This is a genomic window from Streptomyces sp. NPDC005566, assembly GCF_040605575.1.
Lineage (GTDB): Bacteria > Actinomycetota > Actinomycetes > Streptomycetales > Streptomycetaceae > Streptomyces.
Window position 1 is genome coordinate 39557 of the sequence record NZ_JBEXDB010000015.1, and the last position, 25616, is coordinate 65172.

At 68.1% G+C, this 25616-nt stretch carries 20 protein-coding genes and 3 pseudogenes; 13 read left to right on the forward strand and 10 right to left on the reverse strand.

The window, feature by feature from the left end:
* Window positions 1-206 precede the first annotated feature (206 nt).
* Window positions 207-638, forward strand: a complete 432-nt coding sequence (locus ABZS61_RS23295; RefSeq protein ID WP_356424407.1) for a helix-turn-helix transcriptional regulator — start codon at window positions 207-209, stop codon at window positions 636-638.
* A gap of 510 nt (window positions 639-1148) precedes the next feature.
* Here the strand turns inward: ABZS61_RS23295 and ABZS61_RS23300 are convergent.
* Entirely contained in the window at window positions 1149-1967 is an 819-nt protein-coding gene (locus ABZS61_RS23300; RefSeq protein WP_356424410.1) for an alpha/beta fold hydrolase, read from the reverse strand.
* A 945-nt stretch (window positions 1968-2912) separates the two neighbouring features.
* Window positions 2913-3272 (reverse strand): helix-turn-helix domain-containing protein, encoded by a 360-nt coding sequence (locus ABZS61_RS23305; protein WP_356424413.1) that lies wholly within the window; start codon window positions 3270-3272, stop codon window positions 2913-2915.
* Between the two features lie 79 nt (window positions 3273-3351).
* Between ABZS61_RS23305 and ABZS61_RS23310 the strand changes: the two genes are divergently transcribed.
* From ABZS61_RS23310 to ABZS61_RS23320, 3 genes are all read left to right on the forward strand, one after another.
* Complete coding sequence (locus ABZS61_RS23310) at window positions 3352-4056, forward strand: SDR family oxidoreductase (protein ID WP_356424416.1); 705 nt, start codon at window positions 3352-3354, stop codon at window positions 4054-4056.
* A 438-nt stretch (window positions 4057-4494) separates the two neighbouring features.
* Window positions 4495-5754, forward strand: a complete 1260-nt coding sequence (locus tag ABZS61_RS23315; protein ID WP_356424418.1) for an ATP-grasp domain-containing protein — start codon at window positions 4495-4497, stop codon at window positions 5752-5754.
* Window positions 5755-6901: 1147 nt separating this feature from the next.
* Window positions 6902-8152: an MFS transporter gene (locus tag ABZS61_RS23320; protein ID WP_356424421.1), complete on the forward strand. Its 1251-nt coding sequence runs from the start codon at window positions 6902-6904 to the stop codon at window positions 8150-8152.
* Window positions 8153-8370: 218 nt separating this feature from the next.
* Here the strand turns inward: ABZS61_RS23320 and ABZS61_RS23325 are convergent.
* A pseudogene (locus tag ABZS61_RS23325) lies at window positions 8371-8549 on the reverse strand (IS21 family transposase); the annotation flags it as partial.
* Window positions 8550-8790: 241 nt separating this feature from the next.
* Between ABZS61_RS23325 and ABZS61_RS23330 the strand changes: the two are divergent.
* Window positions 8791-9417: a hypothetical protein gene (locus ABZS61_RS23330; protein ID WP_356424424.1), complete on the forward strand. Its 627-nt coding sequence runs from the start codon at window positions 8791-8793 to the stop codon at window positions 9415-9417.
* A 9-nt stretch (window positions 9418-9426) separates the two neighbouring features.
* Here ABZS61_RS23330 and ABZS61_RS23335 read toward each other — a convergent pair whose 3' ends face one another.
* Both ABZS61_RS23335 and ABZS61_RS23340 read right to left on the reverse strand, forming a co-directional pair.
* Complete coding sequence (locus ABZS61_RS23335; protein ID WP_356424427.1) at window positions 9427-9600, reverse strand: hypothetical protein; 174 nt, start codon at window positions 9598-9600, stop codon at window positions 9427-9429.
* Between the two features lie 24 nt (window positions 9601-9624).
* Entirely contained in the window at window positions 9625-10230 is a 606-nt protein-coding gene (locus tag ABZS61_RS23340; RefSeq protein WP_356424430.1) for a hypothetical protein, read from the reverse strand.
* A gap of 614 nt (window positions 10231-10844) precedes the next feature.
* Between ABZS61_RS23340 and ABZS61_RS23345 the strand changes: the two genes are divergently transcribed.
* Window positions 10845-12437 (forward strand): ISL3 family transposase, encoded by a 1593-nt coding sequence (locus ABZS61_RS23345; protein WP_356424433.1) that lies wholly within the window; start codon window positions 10845-10847, stop codon window positions 12435-12437.
* A gap of 198 nt (window positions 12438-12635) precedes the next feature.
* Window positions 12636-12923 carry a hypothetical protein gene (locus ABZS61_RS23350; RefSeq protein WP_356424436.1) on the forward strand — a complete coding sequence of 96 codons (288 nt, stop codon included), beginning with the start codon at window positions 12636-12638 and terminating at the stop codon, window positions 12921-12923.
* 337 nt (window positions 12924-13260) lie between these two features.
* Here ABZS61_RS23350 and ABZS61_RS23355 read toward each other — a convergent pair whose 3' ends face one another.
* Window positions 13261-13791, reverse strand: coding sequence for an SMI1/KNR4 family protein (locus ABZS61_RS23355; RefSeq protein WP_356424439.1), 531 nt, complete (start codon window positions 13789-13791; stop codon window positions 13261-13263).
* A gap of 130 nt (window positions 13792-13921) precedes the next feature.
* Window positions 13922-14082: pseudogene (locus ABZS61_RS23360) on the reverse strand (HNH endonuclease); the annotation flags it as partial.
* 161 nt (window positions 14083-14243) lie between these two features.
* Here ABZS61_RS23360 and ABZS61_RS23365 point away from each other — a divergent pair.
* Window positions 14244-15044 (forward strand): hypothetical protein, encoded by an 801-nt coding sequence (locus tag ABZS61_RS23365; protein ID WP_356424442.1) that lies wholly within the window; start codon window positions 14244-14246, stop codon window positions 15042-15044.
* A gap of 747 nt (window positions 15045-15791) precedes the next feature.
* Here the strand turns inward: ABZS61_RS23365 and ABZS61_RS23370 are convergent.
* Window positions 15792-17225 (reverse strand): carotenoid oxygenase family protein, encoded by a 1434-nt coding sequence (locus tag ABZS61_RS23370; RefSeq protein ID WP_356424445.1) that lies wholly within the window; start codon window positions 17223-17225, stop codon window positions 15792-15794.
* A 94-nt stretch (window positions 17226-17319) separates the two neighbouring features.
* On the opposite strand from ABZS61_RS23370, the pseudogene ABZS61_RS23375 reads away from it, so the two are divergent.
* The 4 genes and pseudogenes from ABZS61_RS23375 to ABZS61_RS23390 all read left to right on the forward strand — a co-directional run.
* Window positions 17320-17604 (forward strand): annotated as a pseudogene (locus ABZS61_RS23375) (alpha/beta hydrolase); the annotation flags it as partial.
* Window positions 17605-18163: 559 nt separating this feature from the next.
* A complete protein-coding gene (locus ABZS61_RS23380; protein WP_356424448.1) occupies window positions 18164-19576 on the forward strand; it encodes a non-reducing end alpha-L-arabinofuranosidase family hydrolase in 1413 nt (470 codons plus the stop codon).
* Window positions 19577-19942: 366 nt separating this feature from the next.
* A complete protein-coding gene (locus ABZS61_RS23385; RefSeq protein WP_356424451.1) occupies window positions 19943-21292 on the forward strand; it encodes a tetratricopeptide repeat protein in 1350 nt (449 codons plus the stop codon).
* Window positions 21293-21545: 253 nt separating this feature from the next.
* The gene (locus tag ABZS61_RS23390; RefSeq protein WP_356424454.1) at window positions 21546-23051 is read left to right on the forward strand and encodes a PQQ-binding-like beta-propeller repeat protein; all 1506 of its coding nucleotides are present in this window, start codon (window positions 21546-21548) and stop codon (window positions 23049-23051) included.
* A 103-nt stretch (window positions 23052-23154) separates the two neighbouring features.
* Here ABZS61_RS23390 and ABZS61_RS23395 read toward each other — a convergent pair whose 3' ends face one another.
* Together ABZS61_RS23395 and ABZS61_RS23400 are read right to left on the reverse strand one after the other, a co-directional pair.
* Window positions 23155-23616: a hypothetical protein gene (locus tag ABZS61_RS23395; protein WP_356424457.1), complete on the reverse strand. Its 462-nt coding sequence runs from the start codon at window positions 23614-23616 to the stop codon at window positions 23155-23157.
* Between the two features lie 160 nt (window positions 23617-23776).
* Window positions 23777-24214 (reverse strand): hypothetical protein, encoded by a 438-nt coding sequence (locus ABZS61_RS23400; RefSeq protein WP_356424460.1) that lies wholly within the window; start codon window positions 24212-24214, stop codon window positions 23777-23779.
* A gap of 592 nt (window positions 24215-24806) precedes the next feature.
* Here ABZS61_RS23400 and ABZS61_RS23405 point away from each other — a divergent pair.
* Window positions 24807-25202, forward strand: a complete 396-nt coding sequence (locus ABZS61_RS23405; protein WP_356424463.1) for a YciI family protein — start codon at window positions 24807-24809, stop codon at window positions 25200-25202.
* Window positions 25203-25616: the final 414 nt, after the last annotated feature.

Consider the following 25616-nt stretch of genomic DNA (forward strand, 5'->3'; position numbering starts at 1 on the left):
CCGGAACCGCTCAAGCCCGGCTCATGAGCTGCATGCCTGTGCGATCACAAGGCATAGCTTGACCGGAGGAGGCCGGTAGGGAGGCCGCCGCCCTGCTGCCGCCCGGAGCCGCCGCCCCCGGGCTCCTGAAACCTCGTGTTCCGCGGAATGAAGTCCTTGGACGTTTTTTCTCATGCCCTTTCAGAGAAGCAAGGAGGAGGCGAAACGTGGAAGAGGGACCGCCCGTAAACCTCACCTACCGGGAGTTGGACGTCCTCGGCCTGCTGGCCAAGGGACTGAGTAACCGGCTGATCTCCCGACGGCTCGACATATCCGAGAAGACCGTGAAGAACCATCTCAGCAGCATCTACTTCAAGATCGGCGCCACCCACCGCACCCAGGCCGCCCTCTACGCCCAGTACGTCGGCCTGACCGACCCCGGGGAAGCCGCTCCGTCCGACAGCCCCGCCCTGACCGCCCGGGAGCGGGGCGTACTCGGCCTGCTGGCCCAGGGGTTGAGCAACCGGCTCATCTCCCGACGGCTCGACATATCCGAGAAGACCGTGAAGAACCATCTCAGCAGCATCTACTTCAAGATCGGCGCCACCCACCGCACCCAGGCCGCCCTCTACGCCCAGTACGTCGGCCTCGCTTCCTGAGCAGCCGGAACAGGCCCCCCCTTTCTCCGGAGCCCCGGTCACGATGCGTGCGGCACCCTCACGAGACGCGTAATACCCCAGGCGTACAGGTCCGTTGCCCGGACCCATGACCCCCGACGCCGCCAGCGTTCACAGCGTTCACGGACTTCGCGCTGCGAGGGGAGGGACAGGCTGCGCGTCCCCTTTCCTTGTGTGGGACCTCTACGGTGGGCCTGTGCGGTGGGGCCTGTGCAGTCGGATCGCCCGGTGCGGAGCGCGCCGGACGTGGCCGGGCCCCTGGCGTTGCTTGTCAGGCTCCGCGTTCTGCGCCGTCACCGGTCACCGTCGAATGCCGAGCGTGTGCTCGGCCGGCTCGACACACTGCCCGCGCGCCCAATCGTCGTCCCGCAGCTCCCCGAGGGCGACCGGCGGCAGATTGCCTGCGCGCGAGGCGTTCTCCGCGCGGCCCGCACCGGACCACGGCCCGAGCCCCGGCGTATACGGACGGCGGGAGGGTACTGGCGGCCACCCTCACCCCTCCTCGAGGAGGAATTCGCGCACCAGTGTCCCCGCCTCCTCCCGGCACTCCTCGAAGTAGGCGTGCCGGGCGCCCGGGAAGAGGTGGGTGCGGGCACCGGGGATACGGGAGGCGAGCAGCGGGAGGTTGTCCGGCGGGGTCAGCCGGTCCTGGTCGCCGTGGAGGATCAGGGTGGGTGCCGCAACGCGCGGCAGTTCGCTCCAGGCGTCGTGCCCGTTGCTGGCGATGAGGTGGGCGCGGCGGGCGTGGGCAGGCATCCGCGGGTCGCCGAGGGTGCGGTAGGGGCCGGGGTGAGCGGCCTGCCAATGGGGTGAGTACATCAGGTCGGCCAGCGCCCGGCGTACGGCCTGCGGGTCCGGCTGTGCAAGGGAACGCCGTACCGATGCGTCGCGTTCCACGGCGTGCGGGCCGCCCGGGGAGGTGCAGCCCAGGACCAGCCGGCGGATCCGCTCCGGATGGCGGATCGCGAGCGACTGCGCGACCCGGCCGCCCATCGAGGTGCCGTACACGTCGGCCCGCTCGATACCGAGCGCGTTCAGGACCGCGACGACGTCGTCCGCGAACTGGTCGATGGAATAAGGGCCTTCGGGCTTGTCGCTGTCGCCCGTGCCGCGCAGGTCCAGGGTGATCGTGGAGCGCACGGTGTGGAAGTCCTCACGGACGCCGTCCCACCAGTGGTGGTCGTTCGCCTGCCCGGCGAGCAGCACCAACGGCGGACCCTGCCCACGGTGCTGGTAGGCCAGTGCGGTGCCGTCCTGGGCATGGGCGAAAGCCGGGGCCGGGGCCGGGGCCGGCTGATGGTGCTGGGTCATCGACATCCTTCGAACGGGCACGCAGACGGCGGCGCGTGGTGTCATGAGTGTCTGGACGTTGACATGCTCCGCGGGATTGCCCCGAAGACCGTGGGCCTTCCGGTTCGTTGCTGTGCCGCTACGCGGCACGGGGCGAGCGGAGCAGGACGGGGCGGGACGGGGCGGGACGGGACGGGGCGGGACGGGGCGGGACGGGGCGGGACGGGGCGGGACGGGGCGGGACGGGGCGGGACGGGGCGGGACGGGGCGGGTGAGAATCCTTGGGCTTCCTGATTTCACGCGCCGGGCCGGGATCTCTTTCGAGGTGGTATCTGCGCTCCAGGTTGTGACCACCTGCTCGGCAGCGGTTCTCGCCGTGTCCGCGGCGTTGTGTTGATGTCCTGGTCGTGGGCGGCGCCACGGGCAACTCAGGCCCAGACAGGGCGTGCAGGGGCCCCGGCACGTCCCGCCGGCAGCAGGCCGAGCAGGCCTGCCCTTTGCGGCCTGCTCGGCCCGCGGCCGGCGGGAGGGACAGGTCCGAAAGGGCCGGCACGAAAGGGCCGGTTCTTCTTCAGGGCGCGGCTGCAACGGGCCTTGTGCTCCAGTGTGTTCACGAACGCTGTCCGCAGCACGTCGGACACCGCTGGTGCCGGCCGGGTGCACGCGTGCGTTCACGGCCAGGCCCGAAAGCCCCGCGCGAAGACAAAGAGAGCCCCGGCCGGGCAGGCCGGCGCTCCGGTAGGCGGCGTGAACCGCCTCCTCGCGGGTGGCGGCGGCAGTGTGACGCCTGCGCCCGCCTCGTCGCGGGTGGAGGGCGGTGTGACCCGCCTCGCCACGGGTGGTGGGCTGTTGTGACCCGCCTGCGCCCGCCTCGCCATGGGTGGTGGGCGGTGTGACCCGCCTGCGCCCGCCTCGTCGCGGGTGGTGGCCCTGCCGCCCGGTTCATCCCGCCAGCCCGCCCACGGGTCAGACAAGCGGCTGTCGGGCCCGGGCCACCTCGATGTCCGGGACATGCTTCTCGGCCCAGAGCCGTACGGCGCGCAGGGGGATGAGCAGGGAGCGGCCCAGCGGTGTCAGGGCGTACTCGACACGGGGCGGGTTCTCCTCGTACTCGCGGCGGCTGATCAGTCCGTCGGCTTCCAGGGAGCGCAGAGTCTCGGTGAGGGCCTTGGGGGTGATGCCCCGGATGTGCCCCTTCAGTTCGCTGAAGCGGCGAGGTCCGCCGTCCAGGGCGTTGACGACGAACACGGTCCAGCGGGCGCCGATACGGTGCAGCACCGTGCGGCTCGGGCAGGTCGCTGCCATCACGTTGTACGCCGTACCCATCGCCGCTCCCAGTTTCGTTGAAGATACCGGTATCAAATCCATACCGTTGTACCTGATCCTACGAGAGGGAGTGAGCCGCATGGAGCGGATCCTGGTCATCGGCGGTGCACGGGCGCTGGGCGCGGCCGTGGCGAGGCGTGCGGTCAAGGACGGGTACGACGTGGTCGTCGGTGCCCGCGATCTGGGTGCGGCCCAGGCGCTGGCGAACGAGATCGGCGCCACAGCGGTGCGGGTCGATCTGCAGGACGAGTCGACGCTCGCGGCCGCGGCACAACAGCTGAACGACGGAGTCGACCACATCGTGACGACCGGTTCGGCGCCGCACGATGTGCGCGCCACCGAGCTGGATCGCGACAGGCTGCTGGCTGCGTTCACGGCGAAGGTGGTCGGCCCGATGCTGGTGGCCAAACACTTCGCGCCGGTCCTGCGGCCGACCGGGTCGATGGTGCTGTTCTCCGGTGTGGTCGGCTGGCGCCCCGGGCCGGGATCACTCGTCAAGGGGGTCACCAACGGTGCGGTCGAGTACGCCGCGCGCCACCTGGCGGCGGACCTGGCGCCGGTACGGGTCAATGCCGTCTCCCCCGGTGTCGTGGACTCGGGCGCATGGGACCGCCTCGGTGACAAGAAGAGCGCCCTGCTGAGCAAGAGCGCGGGCGGGACCTTCGTGGGACGCCACGGCGAGAGCGACGACGTCGTCGAGACGGTGATGTGGCTCCTGCGTGCGGGCTTCGTGTCCGGCGAGACGATCCACATCGAGGGCGGCGCACGCCACAAGACCGGCTGACACCCAACCGCCGACTGCTCCCTCGCCGTTGCCGGGCAAAGAAGCAACAGCGCCCCAGAGGTGCCCGCGCCCGTGAACCGGCACGTACCGCAGGACTCTGCAGCTCATTGAGCCGAACAGGACATGCCCGGCCCAAGCCCAAGCCCAAGCCCAAGCCCAAGCCCAAGCCCAAGCCCGGGGCCGGGCCCGGTCCCGGGACCGGGACCGGGACCGGGACCGGGACCGGGACCGGGACCGGGGCCGGGGCCAGACGTCGGGGCCAGGCGCCGGGGCCGGGGCCGGTCGAGTGGGGCCGGGGCCGGTCGAGTGGGGCCGGGGCCGGTCGAGTGGGGCCGGGGCCGGCCTCGAAAACGCGCTCGGCGCCCTCGTTCCTCAACCCCACGCGGCTCCCACACGGGCCCGGCCACCCATGCGAACCAGTCACAAAGGAGACAGACCATGTCCGAGCACGTTCTGATCGTCGGCCCAGGACGCGACTTCCCCTCCCGCATCCGCCGCGCCGAGCCCGCAGCCCGGACCACGATCATCTGCGACATCACCTACATCGGCCGGGTCCGCGAGCCCGGTGAGAACGCCCGGGTCATCTGCCTGCACAAAAAGGCCCCCGAGCAGGAATGGATCGACCTGGCCATGGCCGTGCACAAGGTCGACCCGTTCACCCACATCGCCTCGTTCGGCGAGTCGGACCAGTTCCCCTACGCGGCGATAGCCCAGGCCCTGGGACTGGCCGCACACAGCCCGCACACCGTGAACCTGGCCCACGACAAAGCCGCGATGCGCGCCTGGCTCCGCGACAAAGGCATCGACAGCACACCCTCGGCACAAGTCGAAAACCTCGACGAACTACGCGCCTTCGTACGGCAGCACGGCCTGCCCTGCATCGTGAAACCGGTATGCAACGCGGGCAGCGTGGGAGTCAGCAAAGTCACCTCCGAAAGCGATCTGGAACACGCCTTCGAGTGGGCCGGCGGAAACAACCCCGGCCCGGCCGGCACGGGCGTGCTGGTCGAGGAATTCCTCGACGGTCCGCAGTTCAGCGTCGAAGCGTTCTCCGAATACGGCGAACACGAGGTAGTGGGCGTCACCCGCAAATACTCCGACCCGGTGAAATTCGTCGAGCTCGGCCACGTATCACCCGCCGACCTCCCCGGCGAACACCGCAGGGACATCGAAACGTACGTGAAGCGGATCCTCGCATCCATCGGAGTGTGCAACGGACCCACACACACCGAGATCGTCCTCACCGGCCGAGGCCCGCGCCTGATCGAGACGCACGTACGCGTGGGCGGCGACAAAATCCCGGACCTGACTCTGGACGCCACCGGTGTCGACATCGACGACTGCACGGTCCGCCAGGCGCTGGGCGAACAGGTCCTACCCAAAATCCGGGCCGCCCTCGGCGCCCCCGACCGCCCGACCCGGGCCTCCTCCATCTGGTTCGCCTCGATCGATACAGCCGGCGTCCTCGAAGCAGTCATCGGAACGGACAAAGCAACCACCGTGCCAGGCGTCACCGAAGTATCGGTCCTCGCCCAGCCCGGCACAACAATCAGCGCAACTGCCGACTCCGACTCCCGGCTGGCATCCGCCCGAGCACTGGGAGACACCCCCGACACCGCACTGACAGCCGCAAGGAAAGCCATCTCCCACCTGGAATTCCAACTCAGAGCACGCCCACAGGGCACCCGAACAGTCTGAACCCCGCCCACAAAAACCAGACACCCGCACCCCGCACACCACCACCCAACAACAACACACAACGGCACACAGCCCCCAGGCACGAACTCCCCGGCCTGCACCAATCCGCACCTCCCCCTGACCCGCACCGCCCGCCCCTCATCACACCCAGCGAAACGCAGCCCACCGCCACGACACAGGGACAGGGACAGGGACAGGGTGGACGCACGCGGCGGAACCGACCAGGCGACCTGAGATGCCGCCACGGCCCCTTCACCCACCCCACCGCAACATCCGCACCACACCCACCCCACCGCAGACCCCGCCACACACCCACAACCACGCCCACGCCCACGCCCACGGCCACACCGACGACACCTCGGCCTCTGCACGAGCCGCAATCCGCCACCCACCCCACCACCACGGCCTCCTCCACCCCGAACCGGCCGATCGACATGGAGATGCGCAGATGTACATGCGGTGGGCGTGCAAGAGGACAGACGCGCAGACGGCAGGGCGTGCAGGAGGACAGGTGCGCGTGCAGGGCGGCAGGCGGGAGAGCGTCGCAGGAGGGCAAGCGCACGTACAGGGCAGCAAGTGCACAGGTGCGCGCCTGCAGCAGGGCAAGCGCACCAATAGCGCGGCAAGTACACACGAGGAGCCGACAGGTGGGTGCGCCGGGGCGGGCGTGCAGAGCCGCAGGTGCACCGCAGGGGCGCACAGCAGGACAAGCGCACGAACACGGCGGCAAGTACACGGGAGAGGCCGACAGGTGGGTGCGCCGGGGCGGGCGGGCAGAGCCGCAGGTGCACCGCAGGGGCGCACAGGAGGACAAGTGCACGAACAGGGCGGCAGGTGCACAGGAGGGGCCGACAGGGGGTGGGCGTGCAGAGGGCGGGGGGCGTGCAGGAGGGCCAGGACACCCGGGAACCAGGACGGGCCACTCGTCCCGGACACCCTTCACAGCCGGGACCGACCATCCCACGGGCAGGGGGAAGAGCCGTACAGCAGCAACTCACTGCCCGGCCGCCCCAGCCGCCGGAACCTCTTTTGCGAACTCCCCCACAACGGCACGGTGTTCGCCCGGCACACCACGTAGCCGGCGGCAAAGACGCCGGCCCACGCCAAACCATCCCAGGCCAGAGAACAAAAGGATTGGAATCCTGCCATGACGACCGGCCCCGAGACCACCACGGTGCACAGCGGCTCCTCGTCGCGCTCAGGATTCTGGTACTTCTGGGCCGCCTCGGGCACCAGCAGCCTGGGATCCGGAATCACTGCCGTCGCCCTCCCGCTGACCGCCCTCGTCGTCCTGGACGCGTCAGCCTTCGGCGTCGGCCTCATCACCGCCGCCAGTTACGCAGGCGCAGTCCTCATCGGACTGCCCGCCGGCGTCATCGTCCAGCACTTCCCGATGCGGCGCCTCCAAGTCACCATGGACCTGGCCCGAGCCGCACTGATCGCCTCGGTCCCCCTCGCAGCATGGCTGCACATGCTGACACTCACCCAACTCGTCCTGGTCGGACTCCTCATCAGCCTGGCCAACATCCTCTTCGACGTCGCCAACACCGCCTACCTCCCCTCCATCGTCAGCAAAGAAGAACTGACCGCCCGCAACAGCCTCATCTCCGGAACCATGGCAACAACCCAACTCGCCGGCCCGTCACTGGGCGGCCTCCTGGTACAGACACTCGGCGCAGCCACCAGCCTCCTCACCGACGCAGTCAGCTACCTGCTGTCCGCGACCCTCCTGGGCCGAGTCCCCGCAGAAACACCCCGCCCCCCCGCACACCACCACGAGCCCTACACGAAACAGATCAAAGAAGGCATAAGATTCGTCCTCCACCACCCAGTGATACGCCCCTGCGTCATGGCATCCACCGCCCTCAACCTCTCCTCCGGCGTGATCCTGGCCATCGCACCCGTCTTCCTGCTCCGAACCTCCGGACTCTCCGCAGGAACCGTCGGACTCGTCCTCGCCAGCGACGGCGTAGGAGCCCTCGCGGGAGCCGCGATCACCACCCGCCTCGCCGCCAGAGCCGGCACCGCACGCACCGTCCTGGCAGCAACCACCGCAGGAGCCGTCACCGCCCTGTGCATGCCCCTCGCCCACACCACCTGGACAGCCCCCGTCTTCGCCCTCGGCCAAGCCGGATTCGCCGCCGGCATCACCATCCTCAGCATCCTCACCCGCACCCACCGCCAAACCGTCACCCCACCCCACCTCCTCCCCCGCGTCATCGCATCCGTCCGCTTCTTCACCTGGGGAGCCCTCCCCATCGGCGCACTCCTCGGCGGCACCACCGCCGACACCCTCGGAACCCGCAACGCCCTCCTCACCGGCTGCATCCTCGCCCTCCTCGCACCCCTCACCCTCACCCTCAGCACCATCCGCACCACCAAAAACCTCACCACCTAAAAAGCCGTTGTCCTTTCCGGTCAAGGCCGTTGAGACTCTGCCGGCCAGGAACGGATCCTGCGTCGGTACGAAAGCGTCAGCATGTCCAGCTCCTCGATCGATAGAAGGTCGCCGATGACGTCAGTGCCGGGACTCCTGGAAACGAAGAAATCGGCCGCGCGGGAAGCAGCCGAGCGGAGCCGCGAGAAGCCGCGAGGATCGCCGTTGGGCCTGGAGCCGATGCGGCGGGCATCGTCCTGCCGGTCCCACTGTTCGACCATCTCGTTCAGCTCAGCGAGCGAGGAGACCTCGGGACGGGAACGAAGTGATTGCGGCGGAAGTAGCCGATCATCCCTTCGACCCCGCCCTTCTCGTGGGCACCTTCGATGCCGGGCCGACAGTAGAAGCTCTCGATGCCGATCTTCCGTGGGTTCAGGAAACCTGAAGGCTCCGTAGCACGAACTCAGGGGCTCGAAGGGCACTCTGCTGCGTGAAAGCAGCCGGTTGCCACAGCGGAGAAGCGCTGGTGGGCGACAGATCTGGATCCGGCTCAGGTGGAGAATGGCTGGGCGCCGGCCCATGACCGCGATCCAGCGGCATCTGCGGGAGACTGTGGGGTGTCTACTTCCAGATCGCTTGCAGCCTCCGCCGAGATACGTGTGTATCTCGTCGATCAGTTGAATCTCGCCCTGCGGCGTCCCGGAATGTTTGGGAAGGAGTCGGAGCTGGCCTTGCGCATGCTGATGGACCACTTGCTGTTCGCGGAGTGCCAGCCCGAGGCTTTGGCCGAGCAGCAGCGCGCCTGGGAAGAGCGTGGCGCCTGGTCCAGCACCGGCGTCGCGGGCGTGTTCCGCGATCTGATCCCGGAGCGCTATTACGAGTACGGCATTGCCTCGGTGTATGCCGAGTTCGCGCACTGCCGCGGCTGGCTCAAGCCGGACCGCGTACTGGACCGTGACGAATACGAAGTCCTGCAGGATGCGGTCCGCCAGTGGGCGGGCGAGGACCGCGTGTGGAAGGACGTCGTCGACGAGTTCGGTACCCCGTCCATGTTGTTCGGCAGCAACAACCCCTACTACGGCAAGACTCTCGGCTACCTGACTGAGAACCCGGAGGAACCGATGGTGTCCTTCCATCTCTGGAACGGCAGTGTTCCGGGAGCCGAGCAATCATGGCCACCCGAGCACGAAGAACCCCTCCTGCTTGCAGCGCGCTTCGGAACGGGGCCCTTCCGCCAGACCTTCACCTTCACCCCGGAGGGCCGGCGGCGGCTCCCTGTGAGGTAAAGATCAAGATCAGCGGGTGTTCGGTGCCTGCTCCGCTTTCGATTCGGTCACTGCGCTGGTGTAGCGGAGGCCGGCCTTGGCGCCGAGGGAGAAGACGTGCGCGAGATGGAGGGGGTCCGCGCCGTTGGCGAGGGCTTCGTCGAGGATGCGGTCCTGCCTCAGCCGGTCGACGCCCGTTAGCAATTTTCGGAAGTCTCCAGTCGGAGCTCAGGCCGCAGATCGCGCACGACGGCCAGTGCCATCCCGTCCCTCCCCTTCAGCTATCCAACGACTCCGCCATGACAGCTGAGAAGACTTCAGGATTTCTGAGAAACGAGCAGCAATCACCCGATCGTGTCCACGAGACCCGAAGCCCCAGATCACGCAGCCATCGAGGTCGCTGACGCAGCCGTGATGCGGGGGGGAAACCACGGGAACATGGACAAAGTGCAAGCGGAAGGCGATCCACCGGTCTGCCTCCACGCGTCCGCGGCTCTGCCCCAGCACCCGGGAAACGGCGGCCTTCAGGTTGTCGTAGCGAACTTTGGACCGCGGGACCCCGCCCAGCGTCCGCAGCGCGTGGACGTGGCCTTCGAAGAAGGCTTCCTGCCCGCAGGAGGCAAAAACCAGGTGGACGGCCTTGCCCGAGTATGACAGGCGGAAGGAGAACAGGTAGCAGGTCACCAGTTCGCCGCCCAGCCGCACCGTCACGTCGCCGAAGTCGACCTCCGCCTCGTGGCCAGGCAGGTGGGTCTGCCGCACGAATGCCTCCAGCGGCGCTTTGCCGGACTCGACCAGGATCTCGGGCTTCCGGCCGGCGACGTAGTAGCGCACCACCCCGTAGGAAACGTCCGCCCCGTGCTCCTCGATCAGCCGGTGGAAGATCCGGGTGACCGTGTGCCGCTGCTTGCGCGGCGCGTCCAGGTCCGCCCGCAGGATCTCGTCGATGACCGGCTTGTAGGATCCAGCGTGGTGGCCCGGGGAGGCAGCTTTTTACGCGGCTCCGGCCAGACGAGTCCGATGCCTTCCGTACCGTCCGCCAGGTCACGCCGTGCTTGCGCTCAAGCTCCCGCATCGACATGCCGCCGCGATGGTCACGCCGAATCGCCGCGTACAACTCGACCTTCGACATCTGCGGCATGACCAGGACCTTTCGCCAGGAGCATCCCGATGCTGCCCTGGCAAGAACCCAAGTGCCTCCCGAACTCGTCAACATCACCCGACCGTGGTTCAGGCCGCCTCCCAAACCCATCGACAAGTGACGTCACTACTGGGTTCTGGCACAGATCTTGGGGAGCCGTCGCGGAGCGTTACCCCGGTGTTCGATTGCGAGGAGACGGTCCGCGTGAGACCGCGTACGCCTCGTCATCTGACGATCGGACTTGACGCTCCCTCAGGTGTCTGCCGACCGCTGCTGCGGTCGGTTGTAGACGGTGATGGTGCTGGTCATGCAGACCGATGCACCGTTCTGGGACTCCCTGGTGTTCGAGGGGATCGACGATGTGGATGTCGAGGCGGCTACGGCCGCTTTCGGCACGGTCGAGGTGGTGGCGAGAGGCCGCACGGCCGGGGCGGTGTGTCCTGGCTGCGGGTGCTTCTCGGCCCGGGTCCACGGCCGGTACCAGCGCAGGCTGAAGGATCTTCCGCTCGCTGAGCAGGGCTTTGTGATCCGGCTGACGGTCCGGCGCTTCATCTGCGGGTCGGCAGACTGCAAGCGCCGGACGTTCGCCGAGCCGTCCTCCCGGTTGGCCGCGCCGTACGCACGGTTCACCACTCGGCTCAACCACGCCCTGGAGCAAGTGGGGCTCGCACTAGCCGGACGGGCCGGCGCCCGGCTGGCCGCCCAGTTGGGCTTCGGCGCGGGACGGATGACCTTACTACGCAGGGTCATGGCGCTGCCCGATCCGCAGTTCAGCACTCCACGGGTGCTGGGCGTGGACGACTTCGCGATCCGCCGCGGCCAGACCTACGCCACCGTCTTGACCAGCGTCGAAGACCATCGCGTGGTCGACGTGCTCCCGACGCGTGAAGCTGGACCGCTGGCCGCGTGGCTGCTCCGCCACCCTGGCGTGGAGATCATCTGCCGGGACCGGGCGGGCGCCTACGCCGAAGGTGCCCGCCGCGGCGCCCCCGATGCTCTGCAGGTCGCTGACCGGTTCCATCTGTGGCAGGGCCTCGGCCGGGCCGTGGAGACCTGCGTCGCCGCCCACCGAGACTGCCTGCGCAAGCCGACGCCCAGCGGCACGCTGCCGCAGGACACCCGACCGACTTCCGATCGGCCACAGAACAACGCGGAGCCCGTCGGCCGGCGAGCCGAACGCAAGAAGGCGGCACACGCACTGGTCCACGAGATGCTCGCCCAAGGGCACTCACGCCGGGCGATCGCCCGGCACCTGGGCTGGGGCCTCAACACCGTGCTCCGGTACGCGAACGCCCTACGCTGGCAGGACACCATCCGCGAGAACAGGCCCCGGTCCAGCAGGCTGGACCCTTACAAGCCCTACCTGGAACGACGGTTTACGGAAGGATGCACCAGCGTCACCCGGCTGCATGGCGAGTTGGTCGCCGAGCAGGCTCCCGTCACCTACGGCATGGTCCGTGCCGAAATCGCTACCTTGCGCGGAGCTCCTTCCGCAGCACCGCCACGGCCGCCGACGGTACGACAGGTGACCGGCTGGCTCACCCGCCACCCCACCGCTCTGACCGAGGAAGACCGGACCGGCCTCAAGGAGGTCCTGACTCGCTGCCCCGAACTAGACACGGCCGCCGGACACGTCCGCGATTTCGGCGAGATACTCAGCGGCCGCCTCGGCAGCACTCTGCCTACCTGGATCGACGCCGTCGAAGCCAGCCGGCTGCCCGGGCTCACCGGTTTCGCACTTCACCTGCTCCGAGACCTCGACGCCGTGACCGCCGGCCTCACCCTGGACTGGAGCTCGGGCAGCATCGAGGGCGCCGTCAACCGCATCAAGAAGATCAAGCGACAGCTCTACGGCCGAGCCGGATTCGAACTACTCCGCAAGATGATCCTGCTCCAGTAACGCTCCGAGACGCCCTCCAAGAAGGTGCCCAGCCGTGGCAGTATGGCCTCATGTTGATCCGAAAGGGCGATGCCGCGTAGGCGCCCCAAGGCTGTCCGTGCAGAGCGGTGGCGGCCACGATGGCAGTATCCGGTCCTGAGGGTCCGCGGTGTCTCCGCGCGGACTCGTGCAGCGATCCGCCGGGTCGAAGACCAGGAGATGTGGCCCAACGCGATCGCGAATGCGCTCTCTCGCTTCGAGTGGGCCTTCAAGCAACATGGCCGCTACCTGAACGCCTCCGAGGCGTGTTCGCCTGGGATAGAGGTGGAAGACGCTCGTGACGATCTGGAGCGGGCGATGCTACGCCTTCCTCCCGGAGCCAAACGGGACTTGGGTCGACTGATCACACACCTCGATGAGGAATTCGAGCGCCGCACCTTGCCGGAGCCCAACTACATCGAGTGGGCAATGGACGGCTGGTGGTGGGCCAGGATGCGTGAACGCTGACGGACCCGGCTTCGCGTCCCTTCCCTGTAATCGAACGACACCGATACCCTCCGCGACGGCTCCCCAAGATCTGTGCCAGAACCCACTACTGCTCGATAAAGCCATGGCGCGGCTCGCCGACGAGAACCGCACCTCAACAGCAGCGGCCCCCCACCGCGCACAACCTCGACGGCCGCCCGGCGCAACAGCGGCAAGATCTCGGTGGCGGGGCGGCCGCGGTGAGTTCCCGCGAGGCGCTCGAAGACGTAACGGCAGGAAAGAGGTTCCTCGCCCGCGAGGTCTACAAGCACCTCAGGAGGCAGGCATCTTGAACACGGCGGGCACGGGCGGAGCCAGATCATGACGCCGACCGGCTGCCGTCCGCGTCATCAGGGTCGAAGGACGCGGCCGCAGTCAGCCGCTCGACGAACGTCTGGAAGTCCGCAGCCAGCCGGAGCTCCGAGTTCCCGTCCACGTCGAACCACGTCACGGACGGCTCCGCGCGCTCTCCGCATACCCGGTAGTCCAGAGCGATCCAGCAGTGACCATCACCGGAGAGCAGAACCAGGGGAGACGGAAGACCCCATTCCTCAACCAGGTAACCCGAGTCCAGCAACGACGGCCGGCCGTCGTGACGGCCGATGCCCCTCATGTCGTCGAGCGGAACATGGTTCTCGCTCCACGACGTCGGCACATCGGTCGGGAACGCGTTCCACAGCTCCGCCACCAGGCCACCGTTCTGGACCCGCAGGATCTCCAGCAACGAGGCCGGCAGACGGACACCGAGCTGCCGCTCAGCATCCTGGACGGCCGCGTCGGTCAGCGGTGGCTGAACCCCGTACAACCCCCCACCCCAGAACGTCGCCTTAACCTCATCGAACCAAGCCACGAACACATCCTACGGACCTCGCAGCCCGGCTTGACGATCTATAGGAGCTTCAACAGAGCCGCCTCCGGAACCTCCCCTGTGTGGAAATACCGGAAGCAGCAGGCACCATCCCACCTCGCGACTCCGTGCCATAGGTGCAGTGGGCGGCGTCGGCCGGCGGCAGCCATGTGGCGGGTCCGTGTCGGCTTTGGAGCGGTTGGTATTCGCGGTGACCGCTACCAGTGAGCGCACGGCGCCGAGGTCGTTGGCATAGGCCACACGGCGCCCGGCGGTCCAGTCGTAGGCGCCAGCTGGCGGGGAGCGTCATCCCAGTTGTGCGGTAGTCGCTTCGGCGAAGGTAGTACGAGCCGCACATCGTCCAGCTTGTGAACGCCCTTGAGCACGCCCGTTGCGCTGACCCGTGATCGGACAACGAGGTGGCGTGTGGTGAACCTGGTACATACGATCCCGGGATGGCTGGAATGTCGATCACCGTATGCCTGCCCGGTTCGGCTGCGACGAGGGTGGACGAGGCGGTCGCGGAGGCGATGGCGCCGTTTGCCAGTGACGGTGTGGGTGCCGTGGAGCGGGATGTATGGGACAGCTATCGAATCTGCGGTTCCGTGGGTGTGCCGGTGCTGGCGGGTCATGAGGGCGATCCGCGGTTGATCGCTGATCGCCCCCGCCGGGACGGTTCGCTGGAGCCCGCGTTCTCCGGGGAGTACGCGGGAGGGCCGCGAGGGCTGATCAACTTCCGCGACGCCCCCCGGGCGGAAGCTGCTGATCACGCGGGTCGGGTGTGGGATCGCTGGCAGGAGGTGGTTTCCCGCCACCTGGCCCCGGACGACGAATCAGTGTTCTTCCACCGCCATCTGGCCGCCGGAGGGACCAGGGACTCGTACGAGACATCTCGGGAAGCCGCCGACTACAGGGCACAGCCAGCCGTCCGTGCCTGGGTGGATGTAGCGCCGGTGCTGGCCCGCCCCGACATCGCGGACCACTTCTCCTTCGATTGCGATCCGGTCGGAATCGGACAACGCAGCCGCGAGGAGTACGTCGCGATCTACGAGTTCAGTCTTCTGCCACTGCGCAGCGTGCTGACGCTCAGTGGATGGTGGTACGAACTTGACGATGCTCCCCTACACGGCTTATGCCACGGTCCCCTCGAGTGCATCCACGAGCCGGACTTCGGCATGGAACACCCGGGGGTTCAGTCCTATCTCATCGCGCTGCCCGCCGACATTCTGCTCGTCAACGTGCACTGCCACGTCTGATCCGCCCCACCCATGTGACCGTTCGACGCCGCCGCGCAATGTTGATCAGTCTGGGCGACAAGTCTGCCGCCGACCGGGAACAGTGCCTGGAGCTGGCGGGTGCGCAGTTGGGCATGCGCGCGAACGGGGCCTTCGCGGCGAGTCCAAGCACTCTAGGTAACCTCCCCTTCGGCACTCCCACCCGCGAGCTCGACAAGCCGGTGACGGGCTGGCTCCGGGCGCGACTTGAACGTGCCCGCGCCTCGTTGGGTATCGCCGCCTTGACCTGCAGCATGTGCAGATCGACCTCAGGCCAAGGACATCGACCAGGTGGTCCTCGCCACGGTTCTGAGCGAGCTCATCGAGGACACGGATCCAGCCGGTGGGCTCCTGCCGCTCCTCGCAAAGCTCCTCACCGCAGCAGGAGGTCGAGCTGAGCAGGCCGACGCCCCACCAGGACGGAGAGGCGTCCTGCCCCCTGCACGAAGCCTCCGCGTCTCTCGCTGACGACGTCGCGCGGCAGCTGCTATTCGCCATCACGACCCTTGCCCCCAGGGAGCAACGGCCTGAGGTCACCGGAACTGTCTGGGCCGAGCGGCATCATCGCCGTGCCGGACGCGTACCCGACGGACTGGAGCCGCTGCTGGCGGCCGCGCCGCAGGCCTCCATGGAACTGCCGTGGGACGGCCATGGCAGTTCCGGATCTGTCGGCGGGGGAGGCGACGGCCCACACCCACCCCGGGTGGGCCGCCCCGGGCACGGGCGGGGTCACTCCTCGGTGGGCAGCCAGTTCCCGTGTAGGCCCAGCGGGACCCGCACCGGTATCTGCACCCGTGCGACCGGGCCGGAGCCGGGATCGTCTGCCGGGATCACCAGCAGCCAACTGCTCGCGTCGGTACGGTCGGTGGCGTACGTCATCCAGTAGCCACCCTCGCCGCCCGGGAAGCCGGGTGACGGGGCGAACACCGGCTCGCCGACGGACAGGTCCCCGGCTTCCCACCTCACGCTGGTGCCGCTGGAGTCCCTCCCGTCGTACCAGCGCAGAGCGTTGTACTCGCCCGGCAGTAGGTCCAGCCCTCCTGTCTCCGAGGCCACCGCCAGCTGTTGATGCCGCTGGCCGATCAACCGGTCGTCCGTGCGCGGCAGTTCCATGCGCGCGTCGTCCAGCAGGGTGCGGCGCATCGTGCCGGCGACCGGGTCGATGACCGCGCGGACCAGCCCTCCTGGATTGGTGCCGGCCGCTTTGTCCGGCGAGCCCATGGAGAGGTGCGACCACTGCACGTACTCGAGCACGACATCACCGCCGTCGGGCTCGGTGTCGTACGCGTTGACCGTGTGCCACAGCCAAAAGGCCTCGTCGGACGCCCAGCGCACCCGACCTCCGTCGCGAGGGATCAGAGCCACGCGCGTGCCCTGTTCCGGTCGCCAGTCGATCAGGGACCCACCGCTCATCGCCGCGGCGAGGTCGAAGAAGACGGGCGCGAGCACCAGCACGAGGAAACGCGAGGTCAGGGCCATGTCGTGGATCATCATCGGGGCGTCGAGCCCTTCGACGGTGGTGGGGCCGCGGACCACGTCGCCGGCGGGTCCGATGAGGGACCAGGTGAGGAAAGGCGGCTCCAGGTCGTAGCAGAAGACCGCCATCTCTCCGGTGAGCGGATCGATCTTCGGGTGGGCGGTGATGCCGGTGGGCAGTGCGCCGCCGAACGTTTCCTTGCCCGCGGTCTCCAGCTCAGGAGTCATCAGGAACGGACACCCGGACTCGGCGAGCGCGAGCAGGCGCCCCGCGTGACGCACCACGTTGATGTCCGGCAGATCCCGGAAGGTGCCGGCCAGTGCCGGTTCCACGTCCGGGACCTGGGGGGTGATCATCGATTCCAGTCCGCCCCACAGGGCGCGTCCGGCCCGCTCTTCTGCGACCACCGCGGGGGTGCGCACGAAGCGGTTGCGGTAGCGGGCCCGTCCGCCGGAGATCCACACCCCGTGGAGCATGCCGTCGCCGTCGATCGGATAGAGGAACGAACCGATCGGACTGAACCGAGGGTTGGGCCCGTTGCGCAGGAACACCCCGTCCAACTCCGCCGGCAGCTCCCCGGTCACCTCGAGCCCGGTCTCGTCCACTTCCTCCGTGACCGGGGCGAACCGGCCGGAAAGGTGGGGTACGCGGGTGGGATCGAAGGTCTGCGAAGCGTGCGTGGCCATCACGGCCTCCCTCGACGGGGCGATGCGAGTCGTGTGCGTGTGCCGCCTGATTCTTCATTCAATAGCTCCATCGGACCCGCTGCAAACGCGGGGCGGTACCGCCGACCCGACATGGGATCGGGACTGGCCACGTCTCGATGACTGGAAGCGGTGGCTGACGGTCGCCGGGTCCGGCCACTTCAGCTTCACCGACTTCCCGGTGCTCGCGGGAGAACTGGGCATCACTGATCCCACGGCACCGCTTCCCGGCGGCCACTCCAGCCGGATCACCCGCGATTACGTCGCCGCCTTCTTCGATCTGCACCTCAAGGCCGATCCGCAACGCCTGCTCGACGGTCCGACCCCCGGCAACCCCGAGGTCTCGTTCCAGCAGCCGTGACACCCGGGAAGCGCCCGCCTGTTCCGGCAAGCCCTTCGGTGCCACGCCGACAGGACGGGATCGCAGAGACCGAGGCCGCGGCGTAGGTTCGAAACATTTCGCTCGGCATGTCGAACGCATGGGCGCCACGGATGGATGACGGGTGGCCGGTCATGTCGACACCGTTAGAGGAACCCACCATTCCCCCGCCACAGACCGCTGCCCATCTGCGCACATGTCACCCCGACCGAAGGGCCGAAACCTTCCGAGCCTTTCGGAGCCACTGGCGATTCATGCGAGAAGTATTGACGCCGCTCACTGCTTCCCTATCATTCATTACTGCTCGACACTCCGAACTTTGTTCGATATCACGAACGTACGGAGTAGCTCCGCTCGCACGGTAGGCCGCCAACAGGCACGCCTACCGAAAAGAGGGACCGCAAGGCGCGCATCGCGTGCGCATATGTCATGTCCATATCACTCGAACCCGCGGGTTCCTTCAGGAAGCGCACACATCGACAGTCCGGACAGCCTCCTCCGGGGCGACCGGAACCGCTGACTCCAGGTTTGGGAAGTCCCCATGAGTAGTGGAAAATTGAGCCACAGGCATCTGTCTGTGGTGCTTGCCGCCGCAATCGCGGCCCTGGTCACGCTGGCAGCGATGCTCGTCGCCAACCCGGCTCAGGCAGCGACCAGCGGAGCTTTGCGCGATGCCGGCTCAGGCCGGTGCCTCGACGTGCCGGACGCCAGCCAGACCAACGGCACGTACCTGCAGATCTACGACTGCTGGAACGGGACCAATCAGCAGTGGACGTTGACGGACAGCAACCAGCTGACCGTGTACGGCAGTAAGTGCCTGGACGTTCCGGGCCACGCCACCGCGGCCGGTACCCGGGTGCAGATCTGGAGCTGTTCGGGTGGTGCCAACCAGCAGTGGCGGGTGAACACCGACGGCACGATCGTCGGCGTGGAGTCGGGGCTGTGCCTGAACGTCACGGGCTCCGGTACGGCAAACGGCACGGCAGTGGAAATCCGGACGTGCAACGGCGGCAGCAGTCAGAGGTGGACCGGCCTGTCCACCGGCGGCACGTGTTCCCTTCCGTCGACGTACCGGTGGACGTCGACAGGTGCCCTGGCGCAGCCGGCGAACGGATGGGTCTCGCTGAAGGACTTCACCAGCGTGATGCACAACGGCAAGCACTTGGTCTACGCGTCCAACTCGTCGGGATCGTCGTACGGCTCGATGGTGTTCAGTCCCTTCACGAACTGGTCGGACATGGCGTCGGCCGGCCAGACCGGGATGAGCCAGGCCGCGGTGGCTCCCACGCTGCTCTACTTCGCGCCCAAGAACATATGGGTACTGGCGTACCAGTGGGGTGCGTCGGCCTTCGTCTACCGCACGTCCAGCGACCCCACCAACCCCAACGGCTGGTCCTCGCCGCAGCCGCTCTTCACCGGCAGCATCTCCGGCTCCAGCACAGGCCCGATCGACCAGACCCTGATCGGTGACGGCCAGAACATGTACCTGTTCTTCGCCGGTGACAACGGGAAGATCTACCGGGCGAGCATGCCGATCGGGAACTTCCCGGGCAGCTTCGGCTCCTCGTACACGACCATCATGAGCGACTCGACGAGCAACCTCTTCGAGGGGGTGCAGGTCTACAAGGTTCAGGGCCAGAACCAGTACCTCATGATCGTGGAAGCGATGGGTGCGAACGGGCGCTACTTCCGCTCGTTCACGGCCTCCGGCCTGAGCGGTTCGTGGACCCCGCAGGCCGGCAGCGAGAGCAGTCCCTTCGCGGGCAAGGCCAACAGCGGTGCCACCTGGACCAACGACATCAGCCACGGCGACCTGGTGCGCAACAACCCCGACCAGACCATGACCATCGACCCCTGCAACCTGCAGTTCCTCTACCAGGGCAAGTCCCCGACCGCGAGTGGCGATTACGACCAACTGCCGTACCGGCCCGGCGTCCTCACCCTGCAGCGCTGACCTGTCCGACCCACGGTGACCGCGACAGGCTGCGGCCTGCCGGCGCGCGGACGAGCGGTCTGCGGCGTGGGCAACTCCGTCAACTGACCTGTACTCAACCGCTCGTGTGACCCCAGCCGACCCCCGGCTGGGGTCACACGGCATTGGGGGAAGCGAGGCGACCCGGCGTGGCGAAGCCGTGCGGTTCGTCGTCGCGGTCACCGCGACCAGCGAACGCTCAGCCCCAAGGTCGTCGGCGAACGCTTCGCGGCGATCAGGGGTCCAGCCATACGCCCCGACTTGCAGGGAGCATTCCACCGGTGCCGTGTTCGAAGCAGCCGGTGGTGTCGGCAAGAGTGTCAGGGGCGAAGGCTAGGGTGCGTGCTCGTGGACGCTACTGATCTTGACTACCGGGCCCGGACGCGGTCCGGCTGCATACCGCCGGAACTGGTCTCGAGGCTGCTCGAACACGGCCACGCCGACGTGGTGGAGGTGCAGTCCGCGCGTGGGGAATGGTTCTGCGCGCTCGCACGGGCGCGGTTGCTGAGTGGGCAAGGCCGGCAGGCCGACGCGTTGGAGGTGCTCGCTCCGTATGTGGCGACCGGCTGGTGGACGGCCGTGGAAGCCGCAGCCGAACTGCTGGAGGGCTGGGGCCGCGTCGAAGAGGCGATCGAGATCACCCGGGTCCGTATGGAGGCCGGGCATCCGATGGCGCTGGAGTCATACACGCGCCTGCTCGCCCGGCACGGCCGCGCCGAGGAGGCGTTCACCCTGCTACGACCGCACCTCGGCGAGCCGTCCCTGGCCGAGGCGTTGGTAGACGTCGCAGGTCCCGCCGGACGCGACATCGAAGCCGCCGCTCTGCTCACGGCCCGAACCGAGCACCTGTGTTCGGACTTTCCGTGGTGTTGCAGAGGCTTCGATCGCGACATGGCGATCGGGCTGCTCGCCACCATCCGCGAGCGCCAAGGCCGCATCGACGAGGCGATCTCCCTGCTGTGCACGGAGAACATCACGCTGGTCAAACTCCGTGAGCACATGGCTGCACTGCTGGCACGACACGGCCGGCTCGACGCACTGCGGGCGGCCGCGACGAGTGATGAATCCGGGTTCGCCGTGCAACGGCTCGCGCGGTTGCTGGAGGAGCGCGGCGACCTGGAGGGCGCGGTCGCGGCATACCGTCAGGCCGATGGATCTGTGGATCGAACATCCAACTCGGCTTTCGAGCTCGGGCAGCTCTTGGCCCGGCACGGCCGGGGCGACGAAGCGATCGATGTGATGCGCGTCCAGGCCGAAGCCCACAGCGCGGATGACTGGATCCTCCACACTCTGTCCCGTATGTACCTCGAGCAGGGCCGCCCTCACGACGGGCTGGAGCTCCTCGACACCCTCGCCGCCGCCCGCGGGGGCGAGGTGGAATGGGATCTGTACTGGATACGACTGCCGCTGATCGCCGCCTGCAGCGGCGTCGACGAAGCGATCGCCCAGGCCCGCGCCCACCCAGAGGGTGCCACCTCGTACGCGGCGCCGCACATCGCCGAGCTCCTCGCAGGCACCGGACGCACCGAGGACGCTGTCGCTGTCCTCGAGCAGCACGCCCTCGCGAACAGCCATGACCTGGCCGGCTACCTCATCGACCTCGGCCGCGTCGAGGACGCCTTGGCCGTCCTTCAACAGCCCACCCCACGGCCGCCCGAGTACTGGGGCGGCTCCGGGCACGACGAGCCCCCGTTCTGATTCATGGCCCGGTTCGGGCCCGCTGCGGCGGTGGCCCCTCACGGGTACGCACGCACGGCTCCCCTGCGTGACCCGCGCGCCTGAGGTAGGACGCTCCGCGCGCGGTGCGACGCCTCCCCGACGTGGTTCCTGGTCCTGGTCCTGGTCCTGGTCCTGGTCCTGGTCCTGGTCCTGGTCCTGGTCCTGGCAGCGACGCCGGAAACCCCCGTCATCCTGGCGCGGGTACCGTCCGACCATTCTTTTACGGAGAACCATGGCTGACCAGCCGGAATCACCCGCCAACACCCTCCACGACCAGCCCTTTCCCGAACTGCTCGGATACCCGTGCGAGGTAGTGGTCAGCAGCGATGGGCAGTGGATCGCCGGCAGTTCGGTGATGCACCAGTACAGCCGGGTCGCCGTCTACCGCGTCGCCGATCTGTCCTGCGTCCACCTGGCGACCTTCACGATGGAGGCCGAGTCGATCGCCTTCCACCCCACGCTGCCCCTCCTGGCCATCGGCCTCGACAATAATGCCGAGTACGGCCGCGAAGGGGGCCTCACCCTGCTCGAATGCGACACGGGCCACCGCGTCGACTTCACCGACCCGGCGTGGGGCATCGAGCCGGTTCGCTGGCTGGACGAGCACACCCTCGAGCTCGTCTTCTTCGCGTTGGACAACGGCGTCGACCACCTGACGGCCCGGGCGACGGTCGTACGCGAGAACTGGCTCGGCCTCACCTTCGCTGCCCTCGACCTGACCTCGCTCGACCGAACACCGCTCGACCTCGAGGACCTGAGGGTGTACGACGACACGACGCCCGCGCAACCGCTGCTGCGCGCGCTCGCCGAGCGAGCCGGACGCAGTTACGACGCGCGGGGCGGGGTCCGGGCCGTGGCGGGGCTCGACGACGGCCGCGTGCTCGCCACTCGCCAGCACGTGGCGGTGGAGTGCTGGGCTGCGGATGGATCGGCGCTGTGGAGCGTGCCCGCGCCGTCGGCGAGCGGCGGCACCCGAATCGAAGTGGCCGCCGACGAGCGAAGCGTACGCGTGGCCGTCTCCGGTCCTGACGCCCGCGCTCGGACCGACTTCCTGCTGGTGGACACGGCCGACGGCACCGTTCTCGACCGGCATTCCGTGCCGTTCTCGGCCGCGATGTCCGCTCGAACGGACGGGGTCTGGGCGGTCCGGGACACGTACGACCGCAGTTTCGGGTCGGAGCCGCCCACCCCGCCCAACACACAGATCTTCGCCGTCGGCGGCAGCGACCGGATCGGCTCGGTCCACGTGCCGGACCGATACGATCTTGTCCCGCTCCAGGCCCGCCGGTGCCCCGAGCTGCTGTACGGGCGAAGCGGCCGGAATGTGGTCGCGCTCGCCCCCGACGGCTCGAGCGAGACCGTGCTCTTCTCCGTCGACGCGCCACTCGGTCGGGTGGTGTACGCATCAGATGCCGTCGGCGCTGCTCTGCTGCACGGGCGCACGGAGCTCGTCCGCCGAGATTTCCCGTCCGGCGAGGTCATCTGGAGCAGGCCGTTGGAATCCGAGGTCATCGACCTCGACTCCCATGCCGGGGTCCTGCACGTCCTGTGCGCCGACGACACCCTCATGTCCCTCGACGCGGCCGACGGGAGGGAACTCCGCCGGTGTCCGCTGCCCCCGTACCAACCGCTCTCCCTGCACGCGGCACCCGACGGCACGATCCTCGTCGGCACCACCGCAGGCCAGATCCTGCGCTGTCCAACAATCCGCGTGCAGGGTCGGACAGCCAACCGATAGCACAGCGTCGCCCTGCAAGGCGCCCAACTCCTCCTTGACCAAGGCATCCCCGCGGGCGCGGGGTCAACCATCGCGCGGGGGCGACCGTCGCCCGGGTGCCGGGTCAGCACTTCTCGTCGAGGAAATACTGGAGCACGTCGGCTGCCTTCCACTCCGATGTGTCTGCCATGTCCTGGCTCGCAGCCTCGGCGCCTTCGTTGGCGACACGGTCGCAGACGGCCTCCCGTTGGTCGACAGTGGTTTGCTCCCACGCCCCGTCCCACACGATCTTGTTCTCGGCCTGCTTGCGAGAGTCTTCCGTGGGGCCCCCGAGGACGGACTCGACGAGGTCCCCGTACTGCTCGTCCGGGAGGTGCGCGCACTCAGGATCGGCGGAGGCATCACGGTCCGCGTCAGCCGCGTAGTTGCGCTTGAGGAGTTCCCGGCAATCCGCTGCGTCGTACTCGGGAGTCGGGGCAGCAGTGGTGGGTTCCGTCTTCGGCTTGGCGGCGTCGTCGTTGTTTTCGCAACCGGTGAGAGCGAGGAGTAGGACGACTGAGACGACGGCTGTGGCGCGGGTGCGCATGATCCCCCAAGGACGTTGCGTGATGATGGGGACATCATCGGGCACTGATTGAGGCGTTGGGGCCGACAAGGCGAAACCCCCGACCGTGGCGGTCGGGGGCTTCGTAGTAGCTGAGCTGAGGCCGGGCGCCCCGAAGGATGCGTGGTCAGCGGCGGCGCGGTCAGAAGGTGGGGCAGATGTTCTCGCGCACGACCTTCAAGATGCGTTCGGCAGTGATGGTGCCGTGGCCGTCGGGGTGATCGGGTGAGGTGAACCGAGAGTTCGTGGACGCGACGAGCTTGACATAGTCGTCCGGGCTGCTCTTCACAGTGCCGCACTGGTTGATGCCGCGGCTGACGGCCTTGTCGTCCTTACCGTGAACGATGTCCTTGTCGATGGCGTTGAGGCCCTCGAGGTACACCTGACGTTGCGCCGGATTCGGGTCGTCGGGCAGGCCGGCCGCCTTGCGGGCTGCGGCTCGCTGCTCGGGTGTGATCTCCGAAGCGGTACGTTTCTCAGGGCTGGGCTTCTCGGCTGTGTCGTCGGTGCTACCGCCGCATGCGGTAAGCGTGGCCAGGAGTGCGATCGCGCTGAGCGCGGCAGCTGTGGTGGTGCGCATGGTTCCCCCAAGGGCGGGCGTCTATGGAGGAGAGTATGAAGGACGGGGTGCGGGGGTGAGGGGGGCGTGAGGGAATAGTCCCAGGACATCGGCCTGCCCCGCCCGGGAGTCTTGCCACGATCTCCGAGGACAGCGAACTCCGGGAAGAGCCACTCCAGGTCTTCAGGAGTGAACTTCTGGTCTATTCCGCTTCGATGGGGCCCAAGTCTCCGCCGTTTCGCCGCCAAGAAAGAAGCGGGCCCGGCCAACTGTTGCCGGCCGACATGGGACTCTCCGGCCTCTGCTCGTCTCGCGGCCCCCGCCGACTGCGTTGAGAACGGATACCCATCAAGGCCTCTTGCTCCAGGGAGGCCCGGTGACGTCGCGAGCCCGCGGCCTCTGGCTCACCCGGCAATGACGAAGGCCCCGCCAGGGCGCAGGACCTCACAGACGGGTCTTCACCTCTCTCCCGCATTGTCGGGGGTTTCTACCCGGCGGGCACGTACCGGCGGAGCATAGTGAGGATGGGTGCACCGATGAGTTCCGCGCTGTCCGGCCGTCTACCTCTACGTAAGCCCGAGAAATTCGCAGCCCGCCCGGGAAAGTGAGAAACATGAAGTACATGATCCAGATGAACGTGCCTGCGGCCCAGTGGGACACCATCATGTCGTCCCACTCCGAGGCCGACATGCAGGCCATGTTCGCCCACATGAACGCCCTCAACGAGGACATCAATTCCGCTGGTGAATGGGTCGACGGCCAGGGTCTCGGCGGTCCCTCACTGGTCAAAACGGTGAGGGCCGGAAGCGACGGACGCCCGCAAGTGACCGATGGACCGGCTCAGACGGAGCAGAACATCCTGGCCGGGTACTGGGTGGTCGACGTCAAGAGCGAGGACCGTGCCCTGGAAATCGCCGCACGGGCGTCCGCGTGCCCCGGCCCGGGCGGGAAGCCCGGCAGCGACCCGGTCGAAGTGCACCCGATCCCCGAGGGTCCGCCGGAGGCCTGATCCGGCCAGGTCAGTTCGCACGGGGCCGGGAGCGGTCCGTGGGCGTACGTGGCTGGCCGCCATCCTCGGGACGCAACCGACGAGGTCTCTCGCCCCCTCCCGTCCGACTCTGTGCGCCGGTGAGGCCGTCATGGTGAGACCACCCACGCCGGAGCCACGGCCTTCAAGTGGGAGCTCGACCAGAGGGCGTAGACATGGCGGGGCTCACTCAGCGCGGGTACAGGCCGCGGGTGAGTTCATCCCGAATACGCAGGTTGCGCACTGATTGCCGGTGCCGACCACGGTCTACCGGTGTGTCGGCGCGCGCCTCGGCCGACGAGGTTCGGCTGGACAGTGACGTGCTGGAGCCTGTTCCTGGAGCCCCGTCCAGCGCTGGTCCGCATTCCCGTCCGCGGATGCTCGGGCCCGAGCCGG